At 70.3% G+C, this 18,299-nt stretch carries 16 protein-coding genes and 2 tRNA genes; 7 read left to right on the top strand and 11 right to left on the bottom strand.

What is annotated here, in order from left to right; translation table 11 throughout:
* Nucleotides 1-570, bottom strand: a complete 570-nt coding sequence (locus ACZ6S6_RS36615) for a PPA1309 family protein (RefSeq protein ID WP_362957387.1) — start codon at nt 568-570, stop codon at nt 1-3.
* Between the two features lie 127 nt (nt 571-697).
* Between ACZ6S6_RS36615 and ACZ6S6_RS36620 the strand changes: the two genes are divergently transcribed.
* The 4 genes from ACZ6S6_RS36620 (at nt 698) to ACZ6S6_RS36635 (ending at nt 6,369) form a co-directional block, all read left to right on the top strand.
* Nucleotides 698-3,631 (top strand): UPF0182 family membrane protein, encoded by a 2,934-nt coding sequence (locus ACZ6S6_RS36620; protein WP_362957595.1) that lies wholly within the window; start codon nt 698-700, stop codon nt 3,629-3,631.
* Between the two features lie 52 nt (nt 3,632-3,683).
* Nucleotides 3,684-3,757 (top strand) — tRNA-Met (locus tag ACZ6S6_RS36625).
* 213 nt (nt 3,758-3,970) lie between these two features.
* The gene (locus ACZ6S6_RS36630; protein WP_469709361.1) at nt 3,971-6,025 is read left to right on the top strand and encodes a tetratricopeptide repeat protein; all 2,055 of its coding nucleotides are present in this window, start codon (nt 3,971-3,973) and stop codon (nt 6,023-6,025) included.
* 270 nt (nt 6,026-6,295) lie between these two features.
* A tRNA-Met gene (locus ACZ6S6_RS36635) sits at nt 6,296-6,369 on the top strand.
* Between the two features lie 68 nt (nt 6,370-6,437).
* Here ACZ6S6_RS36635 and ACZ6S6_RS36640 read toward each other — a convergent pair.
* From ACZ6S6_RS36640 to ACZ6S6_RS36655, 4 genes are all read right to left on the bottom strand, one after another.
* Nucleotides 6,438-7,583 carry an ABC transporter substrate-binding protein gene (locus tag ACZ6S6_RS36640; protein ID WP_469709362.1) on the bottom strand — a complete coding sequence of 382 codons (1,146 nt, stop codon included), beginning with the start codon at nt 7,581-7,583 and terminating at the stop codon, nt 6,438-6,440.
* A gap of 32 nt (nt 7,584-7,615) precedes the next feature.
* Nucleotides 7,616-8,485: an ABC transporter permease gene (locus ACZ6S6_RS36645; RefSeq protein ID WP_469709363.1), complete on the bottom strand. Its 870-nt coding sequence runs from the start codon at nt 8,483-8,485 to the stop codon at nt 7,616-7,618.
* Nucleotides 8,482-9,306 carry an ABC transporter ATP-binding protein gene (locus tag ACZ6S6_RS36650; RefSeq protein WP_362957375.1) on the bottom strand — a complete coding sequence of 275 codons (825 nt, stop codon included), beginning with the start codon at nt 9,304-9,306 and terminating at the stop codon, nt 8,482-8,484. Before ACZ6S6_RS36650 ends, ACZ6S6_RS36645 begins: the two co-directional genes overlap by 4 nt.
* Nucleotides 9,307-9,504: 198 nt before the next feature.
* A complete protein-coding gene (locus ACZ6S6_RS36655) occupies nt 9,505-9,924 on the bottom strand; it encodes a Fur family transcriptional regulator (protein WP_362957372.1) in 420 nt (139 codons plus the stop codon).
* A 151-nt stretch (nt 9,925-10,075) separates the two neighbouring features.
* On the opposite strand from ACZ6S6_RS36655, the gene ACZ6S6_RS36660 reads away from it, so the two are divergent.
* On the top strand, nt 10,076-11,545 hold the full coding sequence (locus tag ACZ6S6_RS36660; RefSeq protein WP_362957369.1) for a catalase: 1,470 nt from the start codon (nt 10,076-10,078) through the stop codon (nt 11,543-11,545).
* 61 nt (nt 11,546-11,606) lie between these two features.
* On the opposite strand, the gene ACZ6S6_RS36665 is transcribed toward ACZ6S6_RS36660, so the two are convergent.
* Together ACZ6S6_RS36665 and hisN are read right to left on the bottom strand one after the other, a co-directional pair.
* Entirely contained in the window at nt 11,607-12,008 is a 402-nt protein-coding gene (locus ACZ6S6_RS36665) for a CBS domain-containing protein (RefSeq protein WP_362957367.1), read from the bottom strand.
* Between the two features lie 264 nt (nt 12,009-12,272).
* A complete protein-coding gene (gene hisN, locus ACZ6S6_RS36670) occupies nt 12,273-13,073 on the bottom strand; it encodes a histidinol-phosphatase (protein ID WP_362957364.1) in 801 nt (266 codons plus the stop codon).
* 137 nt (nt 13,074-13,210) lie between these two features.
* On the opposite strand from hisN, the gene ACZ6S6_RS36675 reads away from it, so the two are divergent.
* The gene (locus tag ACZ6S6_RS36675; RefSeq protein ID WP_362957361.1) at nt 13,211-13,831 is read left to right on the top strand and encodes a TetR/AcrR family transcriptional regulator; all 621 of its coding nucleotides are present in this window, start codon (nt 13,211-13,213) and stop codon (nt 13,829-13,831) included.
* 11 nt (nt 13,832-13,842) lie between these two features.
* Here the strand turns inward: ACZ6S6_RS36675 and ACZ6S6_RS36680 are convergent, their stop codons facing one another.
* The 4 genes from ACZ6S6_RS36680 to ACZ6S6_RS36695 all read right to left on the bottom strand — a co-directional run bounded on the left by ACZ6S6_RS36680 (nt 13,843) and on the right by ACZ6S6_RS36695 (nt 17,402).
* Nucleotides 13,843-14,166 (bottom strand): DMT family transporter, encoded by a 324-nt coding sequence (locus tag ACZ6S6_RS36680; RefSeq protein WP_362957358.1) that lies wholly within the window; start codon nt 14,164-14,166, stop codon nt 13,843-13,845.
* A gap of 98 nt (nt 14,167-14,264) precedes the next feature.
* Nucleotides 14,265-15,281, bottom strand: coding sequence for a ribosome small subunit-dependent GTPase A (gene rsgA / locus ACZ6S6_RS36685; protein WP_362957355.1), 1,017 nt, complete (start codon nt 15,279-15,281; stop codon nt 14,265-14,267).
* A gap of 3 nt (nt 15,282-15,284) precedes the next feature.
* Nucleotides 15,285-16,625 (bottom strand): 3-phosphoshikimate 1-carboxyvinyltransferase, encoded by a 1,341-nt coding sequence (gene aroA / locus ACZ6S6_RS36690; RefSeq protein ID WP_362957353.1) that lies wholly within the window; start codon nt 16,623-16,625, stop codon nt 15,285-15,287.
* Nucleotides 16,626-16,688: 63 nt separating this feature from the next.
* The gene (locus ACZ6S6_RS36695; RefSeq protein WP_362957350.1) at nt 16,689-17,402 is read right to left on the bottom strand and encodes a M50 family metallopeptidase; all 714 of its coding nucleotides are present in this window, start codon (nt 17,400-17,402) and stop codon (nt 16,689-16,691) included.
* A 65-nt stretch (nt 17,403-17,467) separates the two neighbouring features.
* Here ACZ6S6_RS36695 and ACZ6S6_RS36700 point away from each other — a divergent pair, with 65 nt between their 5' ends.
* Nucleotides 17,468-18,283, top strand: a complete 816-nt coding sequence (locus ACZ6S6_RS36700) for an SOS response-associated peptidase (RefSeq protein ID WP_469709364.1) — start codon at nt 17,468-17,470, stop codon at nt 18,281-18,283.
* The last annotated feature ends 16 nt before the right edge of the window (nt 18,284-18,299 follow it).

The following is an 18,299-nucleotide window of genomic DNA, read 5'->3' on the forward strand; positions in this document are numbered from 1 at the left end:
TCAGGACTCGAAGGTCGCGGCCAGTGCCTCGGCCAGCCCCGGCACCAGACCGGACCCGGTCAGCACGTCGTTCGGTGAGTCCTTCTCCCGCAGCCGCACGGCCGACTCCCGCGCACCGTCCCGCAGGACGGCCACGGTCATCCGCACCTCCTGACGGTCGGGGTGCTTGGCGACCCACTTGGTCAGCTGGGTGTCGTCGAGACCGTCCGGTACGGAGGCCTCGGCGGACGGCGGCAGCATCAGCCGCTCCACCGTCATCGCGCACCCGACCACCGAGTCGGGCCAGGCGATCGTCGCGAGGAACTCGTCCAGCGCGGTGCCTGCGGGAAGCTCCTCCTGCTCAATAGGGGTGAGTGCGGCGGCCTTCGAGCCGTCGCCGTCGAGACCGAGCTGGGCGGCGAGGCCCGGCTCCTGGACCCGCAGCCGGGCGGTGTCGACGAGGGCGAAGAGCCGGGCGGGCTGATCCCAGCCGAGACCGGAGATGTATTCGTCGATTTCGAGCACCGCGACGGTGAGCGGGCTCGCGGCCATCGGAGGGCCTGAGGGGGAAACGTTGGACATGGACAACATCCTGCCTCCTTCCGCCCCCGGAACGGGAACTAGGTAAAGCCTTAGTAAGTTGCATAGGTGGGCTCTACGATCGCGGGGCCCGTTCCACACGACCGCGAACTTTGAGGTGCGCACGTTGGCTTTCCAGATGCCGGACCGCGGCGGAGGCCCGACAGGGCCACGGATCAGAGTCGGCCGCCCGTCCCGGCGCGCCCGAACCCTGCTCATGACACTGGGCGTCCTGGCGATTCTCGCCATGGCGTTCGTCATGTTCGCGGGGTTCTGGACGGACTGGCTCTGGTACCGGTCGGTCGCGTATTCATCCGTCTTCACCACGACCCTGTGGACCAAGATCGGGCTGTTCCTCGTCTTCGGACTGCTGATGGCCATCGCCGTCGGCGTGAACATCTGGCTCGCGCACCGGCTCCGGCCGCCGCTGAGCGCGATGTCGCTGGAGCAGCAGAGCCTGGACCGCTACCGGATGAGTCTCGCCCCGTACAAGAAGTGGGTGCTGCTCGCGATCACCGCGCTCGTCGGTCTGATCGCCGGAGCGTCCTCCTCCGGCCAGTGGCGTACCTGGCTGATGTACGTGAACGGCGTGTCGTTCGGGCAGAAGGACCCCCAGTTCCATCTGGACGTGTCCTTCTTCGCCTTCGACCTGCCCTGGTACCGCTTCCTGCTGGGCTTCGGCTTCGCGGCCACGGTGCTCTCGCTGGTCGCCGCCGCGCTGACCCACTACCTGTACGGCGGGCTGCGCATCACCAGCCCCGGCGCGCGGGCGACGGGGGCGGCCACCGGTCACCTCTCGGTGCTGCTCGGCATCTTCGTCGCGCTGAAGGCCGTGGCGTACTGGCTCGACCGCTACGGGCTCGCCGTGAAGTCCAGCGACTTCAAGGCCACGGACAACTGGACGGGCCTGCGGTACGTCGACGCCAACGCCTACCTCCCGGCGAAGACCATCCTGTTCTGCATCGCCGCGATCTGTGCCGTGCTGTTCTTCGCGACGCTCTGGCGCCGCACCTGGCAGCTTCCGGTGATCGGATTCGGGCTGATGGTCCTCTCCGCGATCCTGATCGGCGGGCTCTACCCCGCGATCGTGCAGAAGTTCCAGGTCCAGCCGAACGAGCAGGCCAAGGAAGCCCCGTTCATCCGGAAGAACATCGAGGCCACGCGTGACGCGTACGGCATCGACAACGCCCAGGTCGACGACTACGCGGGCAAGAGCACCACGGAGGACGAGACCAAGCTCCGCGCCAGCGCGGACGCGGCGGCGAGTTACCGGGTGATGGACCCCAACGTCGTCTCCCCGGCCTTCCAGCAGCTCCAGCAGAAGAGGAACTACTACCAGTTCCCCAAGACGCTGGATGTCGACCGCTACAAGGACGAGTCCGGCAAGGAGCAGGACACGGTCATCGGTCTGCGCGAGCTCAACCTGCAAGGCATCCCCAAGCGCAACTGGATCAACGACCACTTCACCTACACCCACGGCTACGGTGCGATCGCCGCCCGGGGCACCACGACCGGCAAGAACCCGAAGGGATCTCCCGACTTCACCGAGTCGGGCCTGCCGACCACCGGTGAGCTGGGCTCGTACCAGCAGGAGATCTACTACGGCGAGAAGACCGAGCAGTACTCCATCGTCGGCGGGCCCCAGAAGGAGCTCGACTACGAGGAGGACGGCGAGAAGACCACCAGCTACAAGGGCAAGAGCGGGGTCAGCCTCTCCAACGCGTTCAACCGCGCCGCCTACGCGGTGGCGTTCAGCGAACCGCAGATCCTGTACTCGGGAGCCATCGGTGACGGCTCGCGGATTCTGTACAACCGCACCCCCAAGGAGCGGGTCGAGGCGGTCGCTCCCTGGCTGACCATCGACGGCGACGCCTACCCGGCCGTGGTCAAGGGCCGCATCCAGTGGGTCGTCGACGCGTACACCACGACCAACGGCTATCCGTACGCCTCGCGCACGACGCTGGGTGACACCACGGCCGACTCGCTGACCACCAACCAGCGTGCGGTCGTCGCCCAGCAGAACCAGGTCAACTACATCCGCAACTCGGTGAAGGCCACCGTCGACGCGTACGACGGCAAGGTCAAGCTGTACGAGTGGGACACCAAGGACCCGATCCTCAAGACCTGGCGCAAGGCGTTCCCGGGGACCGTCCAGCCCAGGACGGACATCCCGAAGGACCTCATGGATCACCTGCGGTATCCGCAGGACCTCTTCAAGGTGCAGCGCGAGCTGCTGACCCGCTACCACGTGGAGAACCCCGCCCAGTTCTACAGCGGCAGTGACGCGTGGCAGGTCCCGGACGACCCGACCAACAAGGAGTCCGGTGCCGTCCCGCCGTACTACCTGAGCATAAAGATGCCGGACCAGACGGCTCAGAAGTTCTCGCTGACGACGACGTTCACTCCCAAGGGGCGGCCCGACCTCGGGGCGTTCATGGCGGTGGACGCCGATGCGTCCAGCAAGGACTACGGCACGATAAGACTGCTGAGAGTCACCACCACGGTGAAGGGCCCCGGCCAGGTACAGAGTGAGCTCAACGGCAACGACGACGTCGCCGAGTTCGTGAGAAACCTCAAGGGCACCGACTCCGACATCGAGTACGGCAACCTGCTGACGGTGCCACTCGAAGGGGGTTTCCTCTACATCGAGCCGGTGTACACGCGCGGTGGCACGCAGAACTATCCGCTGCTGCGCAAGGTCGCCGCCTCGTACGGGTCGAAGATCGTCTTCGAGAACAGTCTCGGGGAGGCGCTCAACGCGGTCTTCGGGGTGGACGAATCCGATACGAGCCGTCCACCGGCCGAGACCACGCCACCACCGGGCGACACCACGGAGCCGCCGGCCACCGGCGACGCCGCGCTGAAGAAGGCGATCGCCGATGCGCAGAAGGCCTACACGGAAGGCGAGGCAGCCCTGAAGAAGCAGGACTGGGCCGCCTACGGCAAGGCGCAGACGGATCTGCAGGACGCGTTGCAGCGGGCGGCGGCCGCGCAGCCCAAGTCCGGCAGTACCGGCAAGCCGGACAAGGCCGATAAGCAGGACAGCTCCGCGAGTGCCGACAGCGGTGGCTGAGTGACTCGGTAAAGCTTCACCTTCGCGCCGTGGTACGGTTTGAACACAACGGCGCGGGGTGGAGCAGCTCGGTAGCTCGCTGGGCTCATAACCCAGAGGTCGCAGGTTCAAATCCTGTCCCCGCTACTGAAAGACGAAGGCCCGGATCCTTTCCAGGATCCGGGCCTTCGCCGTGCCGCCGTGACTTTTCTGTGCAGTGGGCGTGAAGTGCGGTTCATGGGGCACGAGTTGGACAGAGACGTGTTTGACTTGTCTCTCTGTGGGCAAGTCGACAAAACGCTGAAGTGACCTCACTGGCCGCGATATACCAGGTGTACGCGGGTTACAGGTGGTGCGACGATGGTATTTATGGGGGACAGGGCAACTCTGTTGGAGACAGGGCGGTTTGTTCAGCGTCACGCCCATCCGGCGGAAAACGTGATGGATGTGGCATTTGCCGCCGCCGCACGGTACAACGACTACATCGAGACCGCCGAGACTGCGGAGTGTGCCGCGACCGTCGAAAGTGCAGAGACCGCAGAGTCCGCGGACGGCGTGGAGAACGCCGAGGGCGCGGAGACCGCAGAGAGTGCGGACAACGCCGAGAGCGAGGCGCGTCACCGTCGCGCCGCCGACGCCGGGGACACCGCGTCGATGAGCGTCCTCGGCGCGCTGCTGCTGCGCCGGGGTGACCTGGCCGGCGCCGAGGCCTACCTGCGTGCGGCCACCGCTGACGGCGACCGTGCCGCGGCCAACAACCTCGGGGTCCTGCTGCACCAGCGCGGGTACCCGGACGAGGCGGCCGACTGGTGGCGGATCGCGGCGGTCGCCGGCTCCGCCGCGGCCGCGCACGCCCTCGGGCGCCACTACCGCGAGCGCGGCGACGAACCCGGCGCCGAGTACTGGCTGCGCCAGTCCGCCGAGCAGGGCCACGCGCTGGGCGCGTATGCCCTCGCCGACCTCCTGGAACACCGCGGCGACGTCGGCGCCGAGCGCTGGCTGCGTGCCGCGGCCGAGCAGGGGCACCGCGAAGCCTCGTACCGGCTGGCACGCATGGTGGAGCGCAAGGCGGCGGACGACGCGCACGACGCGTTCGGCCGCCCCGGACTCGGCCCCCGCACCGGAACGGACGGCGGGACCGGCACCGGCCGGCGCCGGGCCGCCGTGCGCAAGGACGACAGCCCGGTCGCCGGACCCGAGGCGGGCCGGGTCGGCGAGGCCGAGCAGTGGTACCGGCAGGCCGCCGCGCGCGGCCACCGGCGTGCCGCCCTGCATCTCGGCGCCATTCTGGAACAGCGCGGCGAGCTGAAGGAGGCCGGCCGCTGGTACCTCATCTCGGCCAAGGCCGGCGAGGCGCGGGCCGCGTGCGCGCTCGGCTTCCTGCTCCGCGACGCGGGCGACCGGGAGAGCGCGGCCGTGTGGTGGCTGCGCGCCGCCCAGGACGGCGACGGCAACGCCGCCAACGCCCTCGGCGCGCTGCACGCGGCCCGCGGGGAGCAGCAGACCGCCGAGCGCTGGTACCGCGCGGCCATGGACGCCGGTGACGTCAACGGCGCGTACAACCTGGGGCTGCTCTGCGCGGCCCAGGACCGTACGGCCCAGGCCGAGCAGTGGTACCGGCGCGCCGCGTACGCCGGCCACCGGGAGGCCTCCAACGCACTGGCCGTGCTCCTGCTCCAGGCGGGCGACGCGACCGGTGCGGAGCCCTGGTTCTCCAAGGCGGCCGAGGCGGGCAGCGTCGACGCCGCGTTCAACCTCGGCATCCTGCACGCCGGGCGCGACGAGGACCGGGCCGCCCTGCTCTGGTACGAGCGCGCCGCGGCGGCCGGCCACACCGAAGCCGCGCTCCAGGTCGGCATGGCGCTGCTGCACCACGGCGAGGAGCGGGAGGCCGAGCGGCACCTGCGCTGCGCCGCCGGTGGCGGCAGCGCGGAAGCGGCCTTCCGGCTGGCGGGGGTGCTGGACTCGCGGCAGCCGCCGCCGGGACCGCCCGCCCTGGGCGAGCCGATGCCGGAGAAGACCGAGTGCGAGGAGTGGTACGAGCGTGCGGCCGAGCAGGGCCACCGCCGGGCCCAGGTGCGCGTCGGGATGCTCGCCGCGGCCCGGGGCGACGTGGAGAGCGCCGGCCGCTGGTACCGGGAGGCGGCCGAGGCGGGCAGCCGCAACGGGGCGTTCAACCTCGGTCTGCTGCTCGCCCGCGAGGGCAGTGAGCGCGAGGCCGCGCTCTGGTGGAGCCGCGCCGCGAACGAGGGGCACGGGCGGGCGGCCCTGCGCCTCGCCTTGCTGGCCGCGCGCCGCGGTGAGCTCACCGAGGGGCAGCGGTGGTGCGCGCGGGCGGTCGAGCTGGGGCCGGCGGAGGTCGCGGAGCGGGCTGCGCGGTTGCGTGAGGCGCTGCATCAGGAGCTGACCGCGTAGGCGGGTGCGGGGTGGGGTGGTGCGGTGAGGTGTGAGGCGGGGCGGGGCGGGGTGTGGGTGCGGGTGCGGGCGGGGGGTCGGGGGTGCGGTGCCTTCGGCCCCGCCTTGTCCTCAATCGCCGGACGGGCTTGATGCGCGGACGGGCTTGGCGTGCGGACGGGCCTGATGTGCGGGCGGGCCTGATGCGGTGGCTGATGCCCCCGGTGGGGGGCTGGGAAGTGATTTGCGCTGGTCCGGAGGGGTGACGTACTGTGGAGATCAGAACAACGGCGCGGGGTGGAGCAGCTCGGTAGCTCGCTGGGCTCATAACCCAGAGGTCGCAGGTTCAAATCCTGTCCCCGCTACTTAAGACAGAGGGCCGGATCCTTCAAGGATCCGGCCCTCTGCGCGTGTCCCCACGGGGCTGTCCGGCTCAGGGCTTGTGGCCCACGGCTTCGCTGTACATCGCGCGGTCCACGGCCTTCTCCTCCGGTACCGGCGTGCCCGACGAGACGCCCGAGTCGGCGTACGCCTTCTGCACCCGGTCCGTGGTGCCCTTCCGGATCTCCCAGTCCATCCGCATCGACGGCGTCGACCGCAGGGTGGCCTCGTCGGTCTTCATCAGCCCGGCCAGTTCGGTGACGAAGGCGGGGTCGGATTTGTAGTCGCCGGCGAAGTAGGTGTTCACCGTACGGATGTAGGCCCGGAGGAAGGCGACGCCCGCGTCCGGGTCCTTGTTCAGCAGCGTCGGGCCGAACAGGAGCCCGCCGAGCGGTTCTCCGAGCGGCTGGCCGCCGAGGAACGCGTACTTCTTGTCGCCGTCCACCTTGCGCCAGATCGGGTCGAGCAGCCAGGCGGAGTCCACGCCCCCGTTCTGCAGGGCGGTCAGTACGTCCGCGGAGCCGAGCTGCTGGAAACTGATCTTGTCGAGGCCGCCGCCGTGCTTCTTCAGCGAGGTGTCCATCGGATAGGCGATCACCGAGCCCTTGCCGATCATCGTGCCCAGTTTCCGGCCGGCCATATCGACGTGGTCGGCGCTCTCGCCGTCCTTGAGGCGCACCCACAGGCCGCTCTTGGAGGTCGGGTCGGGAGAGAAGTTACCCGCGACCCATTTGATGTCGAAGCCGCCGTTGATGCCGTTCATCACCGCGACCTCCGGCGCCGCCCACTGGGCGTCGACGTCCCCCTTGGCGAGCAGGGGCAGCGCGTCCGGAGTGGGGAGCACCTTCAGCTGGACGTCCAGGCCCTCCTTCGCGAACTCGCCCTTGGCCACCGCGACCTGGAGCGGTGCGACGTACTCCGCGCTCAGGGTGCCGGTGGCCAGGATGATCTTCCGCTTCTCCGCCAGTGGCCGGGCGGCGGGCGCCCCCTTGTCGCAGCGGGCGGGTTCGCGGCCGGGGGCCAGGTCCGCGGGGTCGGTCCAGCTCCCGGCGCCGCAGCCCGCGACGGGCTTGACGGTGCGGGGCGCGGCGTCGGCGGTGCCGCCGCCCGACGCGTCTTTCCCGGCGCAGCCCGCCGCGCCGAGCAGGGATGCCGCCACGAGCACGACGGTGCGGGTGAAGGGGGTAGGTGTGCGCACAGTGCCTCCGTACGAAGAGCGAGGTGGGCCGTTCACGACTGGCTGCGGCCGCGGTCGCGCGGGGCCCAGGGGGTGAGCAGCCGGCCGGCGATCCGCACCACTTCGGAGAAGACGACACCGAGCACCGCCACACAGACGATGCCGACGAACATCACATCGTTCTGGAACAGCGCCCGGGAGTCGAAGATGAGGTGGCCCAGTCCGTCGGCCGCCGCGATCTGCTCCGACGCGACGATGACCAGCACCGCCACTCCGGCCGCGATCCGCGCGCCGACCAGTACCGCGGGCAGCGAGGCCGGCAGGAGCACATGCCGGAACATCTGCCAGGGCGAGGCGCCGAAGACCTGCCCCGCGTCCCGGTGGCCGACCGGTACGGCGAGCACGGCCGCCATGGTCGAGATCCAGACGAAGAAGAAGACGGTGGCGGCGACCAGGGCGATCTGCGGTCCCTCACCGAGGCCGAACATATTGAGGAAGACCGGCAGCAGGGCCAGTTTCGGTACGACGTACAGGGCGTCGAGCAAGGGCTCCAGCGCTGCCCGCACCAGGGCGAGCGAACCCATCAGCAGCCCGAGGGCGTAGCCCGCGACCGTGCCGATCGCGTAGCCGCCGAGGACCCGTTTGAGCGTTGCCCACACATCAGGCCACAGATCGCCGTCGGCGGCCCGGTCCCAGCCGTCCGCGAAGATCGTGGAGGGTGCGGGATAGACGCGGTCGTCGATCCAGGACCTGGCCGCGGCGAGCTGCCAGAGCAGCACCAGGAGCAGCGGTACGGCGACGGCGAGCGCGATCTCGAGGGTGCGGCGTCTGCGGTGGGTGCGTTCGGGATGCAGTTCCTGCGGGCCCGGCCTGCGGACCAGCACCTGCTCGTCGCCGCTCACGGACTTCACGGCGGTGCTCATACCAGGGCCGCCTCTCCGCGGACCTCGCCGCGCAGCAGATCCCACAACTCGCTCTTCAGCGCGGTGAATTCCGGCGTCGAACGGATGTCACCGGTGCGCGGCCGCTCGAACGGAGGGCGGTGCTCGGCGATGATCCGGCCGGGTCGGGCGGACATCACGAGCACCCGGTCCCCGAGCACGATCGCCTCCTCCAGGCTGTGGGTGATGAAGAGCGTGGTGGTGCGGGTGGTCTGGGTGAGCTCCAGCAGTTCGTCCTGGAGGATCGTGCGCAACTGGGCGTCGAGCGCCGCGAACGGCTCGTCCATCAGCAGGATCTCGGGTTCGACGGCGAGCGCGCGGGCGATCGCCACCCGCTGGCGCATCCCGCCCGACAGCGCGGCGGGGTAGGCCCCGGCGAATTCGGCGAGCCCGATCCGGGACAGCCAGTCGTGCGCCCGTGCGTCGGCCTCCTTGCGCGGTACGCGCTGGACGTCGAGGCCGAAGCGGACATTGGCCAGGACGGTCTTCCAGTCGTAGATCCCGTAGTCCTGGAAGATCATCGCGGCGGGCCGGGCCGCTGTCGTACGGATGGACAGCTCGCCGGCGCTGGGGCGCAGCAGCCCGGCCGCGATCCTGAGCAGGGTGGACTTGCCGCAGCCGGAGGGGCCGACGATGCAGGCGAACTCGCCCGGCACGATGTCGAGATCGACCGGACCGAGGGCGGCCAGGGCCTTGGCTCCCCGTCCGAAGGAGCGGGCGAGGGACCGGGCGCGGAGTTTGGGGGCTTCGGTGGAGGGCGGTGCCGGTGATGCGGGGGGTGGGTTCGGGTGCGGGTCTCCCACGGGTCTCTCCTCGTACGCAATCGAGGTGCGAAGCCGCCGCGGGGCGGCGGTGATCGTCGATGACGATATGACGACCCGTCAGATTCGGGAAGGGGGTACGCGGGAGTCAGTGCCCGGCGCGGCACGAAGAAGCCCCGCGCCGGGAATCTCCGGTGCGGGGCTCAGGGGGCGCTGGCGGCCTCTCGGCGGCGGGCGGAGTCAGGTGGTCGCGGCGCAGTTCGGGCAGGTGCCGCGGTAGGTCATCTCGACGCCGGAGATCATGAAGCCGAAGCGCTCGCCGGCCGGCAGGTCCGCCAGCGGGTCGCCCGCCGGGTGCACGTCGCGGATGGCGCCGCAGGTCGCGCAGACCAGGTGGTGGTGGGGGTGGTGCGCGTTCGGGTCGTACCGCTTGGCCCGGCGGTCGGTGGAGACCTCGATGACCTCACCGAGCGTCACCATCTCGCCCAGCGTGTTGTAGACGGTGGCGCGGGAGATCTCGGGCAGCTTGGCGACGGCCCGTGCGTGGACCTCGTCGGCCGTCAGGTGCACATGCTCCCCGTCGAGCACCTCGGCCACGACGCGCCGCTGTGCGGTCATGCGCCAGCCGCGTCCGCGGAGTCGTTCCAGGAGGTCACTCATGTGGACAAGGCTAGCAGTAGAGGGCCCGTGTCCCGAACTGGTGTGACTTTGGATGCCTGCTTGACTTGGACTAAGTCCATTGTAGGATCGGAAGCGGCGTAGGCCGAGGGACAGGCTCTGCACGCCGGGACGACATGACGAATACGCAGGAATGACGCAGGAGGCGCACGTGACGCAGGGACCGCTCACCACGGAGGCCGGAGCACCGGTCGCCGACAACCAGAACAGCCAGACCGCTGGCGTCGGCGGTCCGGTGCTGGTGCAGGACCAGTCGCTGATGGAGAAGCTCGCGCACTTCAACCGCGAGCGCATTCCGGAGCGCATCGTGCACGCCAGGGGCGCCGGTGCGTACGGCACGTTCACGCTGACCCGCGATGTCTCGCAGTGGACGCGTGCGAAGTTCCTCTCCGAGGTCGGCAAGCAGACCGAGACCTTCCTGCGCTTCTCGACCGTCGCGGGCAACCTCGGCTCCGCCGACGCGGTGCGTGACCCCCGCGGCTTCGCGCTGAAGTTCTACACCGAGGACGGCAACTACGACCTCGTCGGCAACAACACCCCGGTGTTCTTCATCAAGGACGCCATCAAGTTCCCCGACTTCATCCACACCCAGAAGCGCGACCCCTACACCGGCTCGCAGGAGGCGGACAACGTCTGGGACTTCTGGGGTCTGTCGCCCGAGTCCACCCACCAGGTGACCTGGCTCTTCGGTGACCGAGGCATCCCGGCCACGCTGCGCCACATGAACGGGTACGGCTCGCACACCTACCAGTGGAACAACGAGGCCGGCGAGGTCTTCTGGGTCAAGTACCACTTCAAGACCGACCAGGGCATCAAGAACCTGACCCAGGACGACGCCAACAAGCTCGCGGGCGAGGACCCGGACAGCCACCAGCGCGATCTGCGCGAGTCCATCGAGCGCGGCGAGTTCCCGTCCTGGACCGTGCAGGTCCAGATCATGCCGGCGGCCGAGGCGGCCACGTACCGCTTCAACCCGTTCGACCTCACCAAGGTGTGGCCGCACGAGGACTACCCGCCGGTCGAGATCGGCAGGCTGGAGCTCAACCGGAACCCGGAGAACGTCTTCGCGGAGACCGAGCAGTCGATCTTCAGCCCCGCGCACTTCGTGCCCGGCATCGGCCCGTCCCCGGACAAGATGCTCCAGGGCCGCCTCTTCGCGTACGGCGACGCGCACCGCTACCGCGTCGGCATCAACGCCGACCACCTGCCGGTGAACCGCCCGCACGCCGCCGAGGCGCGGACGCACGGCCGGGACGGCTACCTGTACGACGGCCGTCACAAGGGTGCGAAGAACTACGAGCCGAACAGCTTCGGTGGTCCGGTGCAGACGGACAGGCCGCTGTGGCAGCCCGTCCCGGTCACCGGCGACACCGGTACCCACGAGGCCGCCTCGCACGCCGAGGACAACGACTTCGTCCAGGCCGGCAACCTCTACCGGCTCTACTCCGAGGACGAGAAGGCCCGGCTGATCGACAACCTCGCCGGGTTCATCTCGAAGGTCTCGCGCGACGACATAGCCGAGCGCGCGATCAACAACTTCCGCCAGGCCGACGGCGACTTCGGCAAGCGGCTGGAAGCGGCGGTCCAGGCCCTGCGCGGCTGACACTCGCTCGCCCTGCCGGCCGGTCCCCTCAGTGGGGCCGGCCGGTCTTCCGCGGGCCCGGTCAGCCGACCAGCTCCGCGCGGTGGCGTCCGGCCGGTGCCCAGCAGCGAATGATGTCGCGCACCGACACGACGCCGACCGGACCGTGGCCGTCCAGCACGATCAGATGCCGGAAGCCGCCGTGCGTCATGGCCTCGGCGGCCTCCTCCAGGGTCCAGGCCGGCGCGGCGAAGACCACGTCGGTGGTGGTGTGGGTGGCGGCGGTCTCGATGTCGGGGTTCTGGCCCGATCCGACCGCGTTGAGGATGTCGCGCTCGGTGAGAATGCCGACACCGCAGGTGTCCGGGTCGTGGACGACGGCTGCTCCGATACGGCGTGCCGACATCAGCCGGGCCGCCTGGCGGAGGGTGTGGGTCGGGCCGATGGTGAGGACCACCGTGCTCATGGCGTCACGGACGAGCATGAAGGGAGTCACCTCCTTCGTGAAGCGACCGCGTGAGTCGATTCACAAGTTCACAAGTGAGGGGACTCTCAGAGTCGCACTGATGGGGAGCGGCAACAAGGGGTGGTGAAGATCATTCGAGGGGCGTGCGGTGGTGCGGCACGCCCCTCGTGATTTCCGTGCGCCCTCTGAGGCGTCCGGCACGGCTGTCGCTGTTCGGGCGGGGGCCCGGTATCGGCGGGGCTCGTCCAGACGGGCCGTGCTCGGGCCGTGCTCGGGCCGGGGTCAGTAGCGCTGGTTCAGATATCCCAGCAGTTCGTGGTGGAGCGTCCCGTTCGAGGCCGCCGCGTTGCCGCCGCCCGGTCCGGGGACCCCGTCCAGGCTGGTGAACCGGCCGCCCGCCTCCTCCACGATGATCGCGTTCGCGGCCATGTCCCAGAGCGAGAGCTCCGGCTCGGCGCAGATGTCGACCGACCCCTCGGCGACCATCATGTACGGCCAGAAGTCCCCGTACCCGCGGGTGCGCCAGCAGGCCCGGGTCAGATCCATGAAGCCGTCGAGCCGGCCCTGCTCCTCCCAGCCGGTCAGGGAGGAGTACGCGAGCGACGCGTCGGCGATCCGCTCCACCTTCGACACGTGCAGCCGGGACGCCGAGGTCAGGCTGCGGCCGGAGAAGGCACCCGCGCCCTTCGCCGCCCACCAGCGCCGGTTCAGCGCGGGCGCGGACACCAGTCCGACGACCGGCTGGAAACCGTCCTCGCCCGCTTCCATCAGCGAGATCAGCGTCGCCCAGACCGGCACGCCGCGTACGTAGTTCTTGGTCCCGTCGATCGGGTCGATCACCCAGCGCCGGGGGCCGGTCCCCTCGATCCCGTACTCCTCGCCCAGAATCGCGTCGCGCGGGCGGGCCCGATGGAGGTGGCCGCGGATCAGCTCCTCGGCGGCCTTGTCGGCCTCGGTCACCGGCGTCATGTCCGGCTTCGTCTCGACCTTGAGGTCCAGGGCCTTGAACCGGTCCATCGTCGTCGCGTCGGCGGCGTCCGCCAGCACGTGGGCGAGGCGCAGATCATCGTGGTAGTCGGGCATGACCGTCACAGTATCGACCGTGGGTGAACAGAGCCACAGGGCCCCGGACGCCGCTCGGACTCCTGCCGGTCCGGGCTCTTGACAGTGCGGGGGAGCGCGTCAACTCTGAAACGCAGGCCCCGGCGTGGGAGGCAACGATGCCGACAGCGCGAGAAGCACTGCTGGACGCCGCCCACGCGGCCCTCACCACCCGGCCCTGGCCGGCCGTGCGGATGGTCGATGTGGCAGCCGCCGCGGGGATCTCCCGGCAGACCCTCTACAACGAGTTCGGCAGCAAGGACGGGCTGGCCCGCGCCCTGGTCAGGCGGGCCGCCGACGCCTATCTGGCCGGCGTCGAACAGGCGCTGGGAACGGCCGGCGGCACCGGCGACAGACTGGCCGCCACCGCCGCCTGGACGGTCCGGTCCACCCGGACGAACGCGCTGGTCAGAGGATTGCTCACCGGTTGCTGGGAGGACCGGTTACCGCGCCCCGCCCACCCGGTCCGGCCGCCCGGCTCGCGGGTGCCGGCGCAGCGCCGGGCCGATGCCGGAGCGCCGACGCCCGCCGAACTGCTCGGCCAGGTCAGGGACCGTGCGGTGGCCGCCCTGGACGGGGGACGCCCGCCGCGCGACCCGGCGGCCCTGGCCGTGACCTGTGAACTCGCGCTGCGGCTCGCCCTGTCGTACGCACTGGTGCCCCCGCACCCTCAAGTGGCGGGGGACGGGATGCCGCTGGTGCGGAATGTGGTGGAGATGGCTCCGGACTCCGTGAAGTGAGCCGGCCGGTCTCAGTGCGAGGAGCCCGAGAGCTGGAGCCCGATCACGCCGAGGATCACCAGCGAGATCGAGATCAGCTTGAGCGTGGAGACCACGTCGTCGAGGAAGATCATGCCGTAGATGGCGGTGCCCGCCGCACCGATGCCGGTCCACACCGCGTAGGCGGGACCGACGTCGAGCTTCTTCAGCGACATGGTCAGCAGACCGAAGCTGCCGAGCGCGAAGACGCAGAACGCGATGGTCGGCCAGAGCCGGGAGAAGCCGTGCGAGAGCTTCAGGCAGACGGCGAAGCCCGTCTCCAGCAGTCCCGCGACCACGACCAGCAGCCACGCCATCGTCAGTGCCCCTCCCGCATCGGTGACCGCCTCGTACCGCTGGGCGTGATTCGTGATTATGCACTTACCGGTGGCGAGTGATCGCAAACGTGCCCCGATCAGTCGCCTTCGCGTCGCTCCCGCGTGGAGAGCAGCCGGCGCAGTGAGTCCAGCCGGGCCGGATCGGCGTGCCCCTCCGCCACCCAGGCGTCCAGCGCGCATTCCGGTTGCAGGCTGTCGTGGGTGCAGCCGCGTGGGCAGCCCTCGGTGCCGGGCTGGAGGTCGGGGAAGGCGTTGATGACCCGGGACGGGTCGATGTGGTGCAGGCCGAAGGAGCGGATGCCGGGGGTGTCGATCACCCAGCCCCGGTAGTCCGGCAGCGGGAGCGCCAGGGCCGACGTGGTGGTGTGGCGGCCGCGCCCGGTGACCGCGTTGACCACTCCGGTCGTACGCCGCCTGTCCTTCGGCACCAGCGCGTTGACCAGCGTGGTCTTCCCGACGCCGGAGTGCCCGACGAAGGCCGTGACCCGGTCGTGCAGCTGCTCGCGGACCCGCTCCGCCGCGCCGCCGTTCTCCAGCTCCTCGCGGTTGGTGACGATGTAGGGCACGCCCAGCGGGATGTACGCCTCCAGGAGCTTGTCCGGGGAGGCCAGATCCGACTTGGTCAGCACCAGGAGGGGCGAGAGCCCGCCGTCGTACGCGGCGACCAGACAGCGGTCGATCATGCGCGGCCGGGGTTCCGGATCGGCCAGCGCGGTGACGATCGCGAGCTGGTCGGCGTTGGCGACGACCACCCGCTCGAACGGATCGTCGTCGTCCGCCGTCCGGCGCAGCACCGAGCGGCGTTCACCGATCCGGACGATCCGGGCGAGGGTGTCCTTGTCGCCGGACAGATCACCGACGATGGATACGGTGTCGCCCACCACCGCGGCCTTGCGGCCCAGCTCACGGGCCTTCATCGCGACGACCGTACGGCCCTCGACGAGACAGGTGAGGCGGCCGCGGTCCACGGTGAGGACCATGCCGTCCTCGGCGTCCTCGTGCTTGGGACGGGTATGCGTACGAGGCCGGTTGCCCTTGCGGTTGGGGCGGACCCGGATGTCGTCCTCGTCGGGGTTCTTGCCGTAGCGGCGCATGTCTCAGGTCCCGAGCATTCGGGTCCACATCTGCGGGAAGTCCGGCAGGGTCTTGGCGGTGGTCGCCACGTTCTCGATCTCCACTCCGGGGACGGCGAGGCCGATGACCGACCCGGCGGTGGCCATCCGGTGGTCGTCGTATGTATGGAAGGTACCGCCGTGCAGCGGTCGCGGCCGGATGTGGAGGCCGTCGGCGGTCTCGGTGACGTCGCCGCCCAGCTCGTTGATCTCCTTGGTGAGTGCCGCCAGCCGGTCCGTCTCGTGCAGCCGCAGATGGGCCACGCCGCTCAGAGTGGAGGGGGAGTCGGCCAGGGCCGCGACCGCCGCGATGCCCGGCGTCAGCTCGCCGACCTCGCCGAGGTCGACGTCGATGCCGTGGATGCGGCCGGAGCCGGTGAAGGTGAGCCCGTGCTCGGTCAGCTCGCAGCTGCCGCCCATGGCGGTGAAGATGTCGCGCAGCGCGTCACCCGGCTGAGTGGTGTGCAGCGGCCAGTCGGGCACGGTGACCCGGCCGCCGGTGACCAGCGCCGCGGCCAGGAACGGCTGGGCGTTGGAGAGGTCCGGCTCGATGGTCAGGTCGCGGCCGAGCAGCGCGGAGGGGGAGACCCGCCAGACGTTCGGCTCGCCGCCCGTCTCCGGCTCGTCGACCTGGGCGCCGACGGCCCGCAGCATGTCGACGGTCATCCGGATGTGCGGCATGGACGGGAGCCGGGTGCCGGTGTGACGTACCTCCACGCCCTGGTTGAAGCGCGGCGCCGACAGCAGCAGCGCCGAGACGAACTGGGACGACGAGGACGCGTCGATCGCGACCGGGCCGCCGTCCAGCGCGCCGCCGCCGTGCACGGTCATCGGCAGCGAGCCGCGGCCGTCGTCGTCGACCCGGGCGCCGAGCACCCGCAGGGCGTCGATCACCCCGGTCAGCGGGCGCTCGTAGGAGCGCGGGTCGCCGTCGAAGTGGACCGGGCCGTCGGCGAGCGTCGCCACCGGGGGCAGGAAGCGCATGACCGTGCCGGCGTTGCCGACATCGATGGTCACCGGGCCGTGCAGACCGGCCGGGATGACCCGCCAGGCCTCGCCGGAGCCGTCCGGGCCGCCCGCGACCGAGGAGCTGGAGGACACCGTCTCCTCGATGCCGACGCCCATCGCGCGCAGCGCGTCAGCCATCAGCAGGGTGTCGCGGGAGCGCAGCGGCCGGCGCAGCCAGCCGGGCTCCGAGGAGAGCGCGGCCAGCACCAGCGCGCGATTGGTGACCGACTTCGATCCGGGCACGGTGACGGTCGCGTCGACGGCTCCGCTCGCGTGAGGGGCGGGCCAGAGGGCGGGGTGCACGGAACTTTCGGTCATGGGCTCACTTTAGACCGACCGGCACTGAGGGGGCGGCGCCGCGGGACGGTGAGGGAAGCGAGGTCACAGGCCCAGCAGCCAGCGCCCGCCGCCGATCAGCGAGCAGAGCGACACGGCGTGGAACAGGAACAGCCACAGCGCGGCCGGTACGTCCGTCAGCCGCGACAGCTGGTCCGCGTCCGAGTCCGGCGCCCCGCCGTGCCGCCGCTTGGACTGGAGCTCGAACGCCGGACGCACACCGCCCAGCAGCAGGAACCAGACCGCGCTGTACGCGAACAGCGACTGCCAGGCGGGTGAGGCCAGCCACGACATCAGCAGGAAGAGCGAACCGGTGAAGATCACCGTCAGCGCCCCGTACACATTGCGGATCATCACCAGCATCACCGCGAGCAGCGCCGTCGCCAGCCAGAGCAGCAGCGTGATCCGGCCGTTGACCAGCAGCCACGCGCCGCCGAGGCCCAGCAGCGGCGGTGCGGTGTAGCCCGCCGCCGCGGTGAGGACCATGCCGATGCCGGTCGGCTTGCCGCGGCTCACCGTCAGTCCGCTGGTGTCCGAGTGCAGCCGGATGCCCGAGAGCTGCCGTCCGGTGAGCAGGGCGATCAGTCCGTGACCGCCCTCGTGGGCGATGGTGATCGCGTTGCGGGTCAGCCGCCATATGAGATTGGGCACGACGGCGATGAGCGCGGCCGTGGCGGTCACCACGACCAGCCACTGCTCGGGGGCCGGCTGGGTGCCGAAGACGCGGTCCCACAGATTGCCGAGATCGGTGCTGTCCATGGCGCGGGCGGCTCCTTGCGGTATTGACGTCCGGTCGGGATGACGGTCGTGGCAGTCTGGCAGCTATGTGCGGACGGTATGCAGCGAGTCGGCGGCCCGAGGATCTGACCGGACTCTTCCAGGTGGAGAAGTGGGAACCGGCCGAGACGCTGGAGCCCGATTACAACGTGGCGCCGACCAAGGAGGTCTACGCCGTACTGGAACGTCCGGTGAAAGACGCGGATGACCAGCGTCCGGTTCGCCAGTTGCGCGCACTGAAATGGGGGCTCGTCCCCTCCTGGGCCACATCGCCGGAGGGCGCCGCCCGGATGATCAACGCCCGCGCCGAGACGGTGCACGAGAAGCCGTCCTTCCGCCGCCCCTTCGTCTCGCGGCGGTGCATCCTGCCGGCCGACGGCTATTACGAGTGGGTGACCGGCAGCGAGGAACGGCAGCTGGAGGAGAAGGGGCGCAGGAAGCGGCCCCGCAAGCAGCCGTACTTCGTGACCCCCGCCGACGGATCGGTCTTCGCCATGGCCGGTCTCTACGAGTTCTGGCGCGACCGGACCCTGCCCGACGACCATCCGCAGGCCTGGTGGGTGACCTGCTCGGTGATCACGACCGAGGCGGAGACGAGCCCGCTCGCAGTCGCCCCGGCCGAGGGCCCCACCGCGCTCGCCGACATCCACCCCCGGATGCCGCTGATGCTCACCCCGGACCGCTGGGACGACTGGCTTGACCCCTCGCACACCGGCGTCGAGGAGCTGCGGGGACTGCTCGCACCGCCGCCCGGCGGGCTGATGCGGGCCTATCCGGTGGCCACCGCCGTCAGCAACGTCCGCAACAACGGCCCCGAGCTGCTGGACGAACTCGCCGCGCCCGAGGTCGGCACGCTCTTCTGAACGCTCTTCCGGGAGA

The sequence above is a fragment of the Streptomyces sp. NPDC048671 genome, from assembly GCF_055587045.1.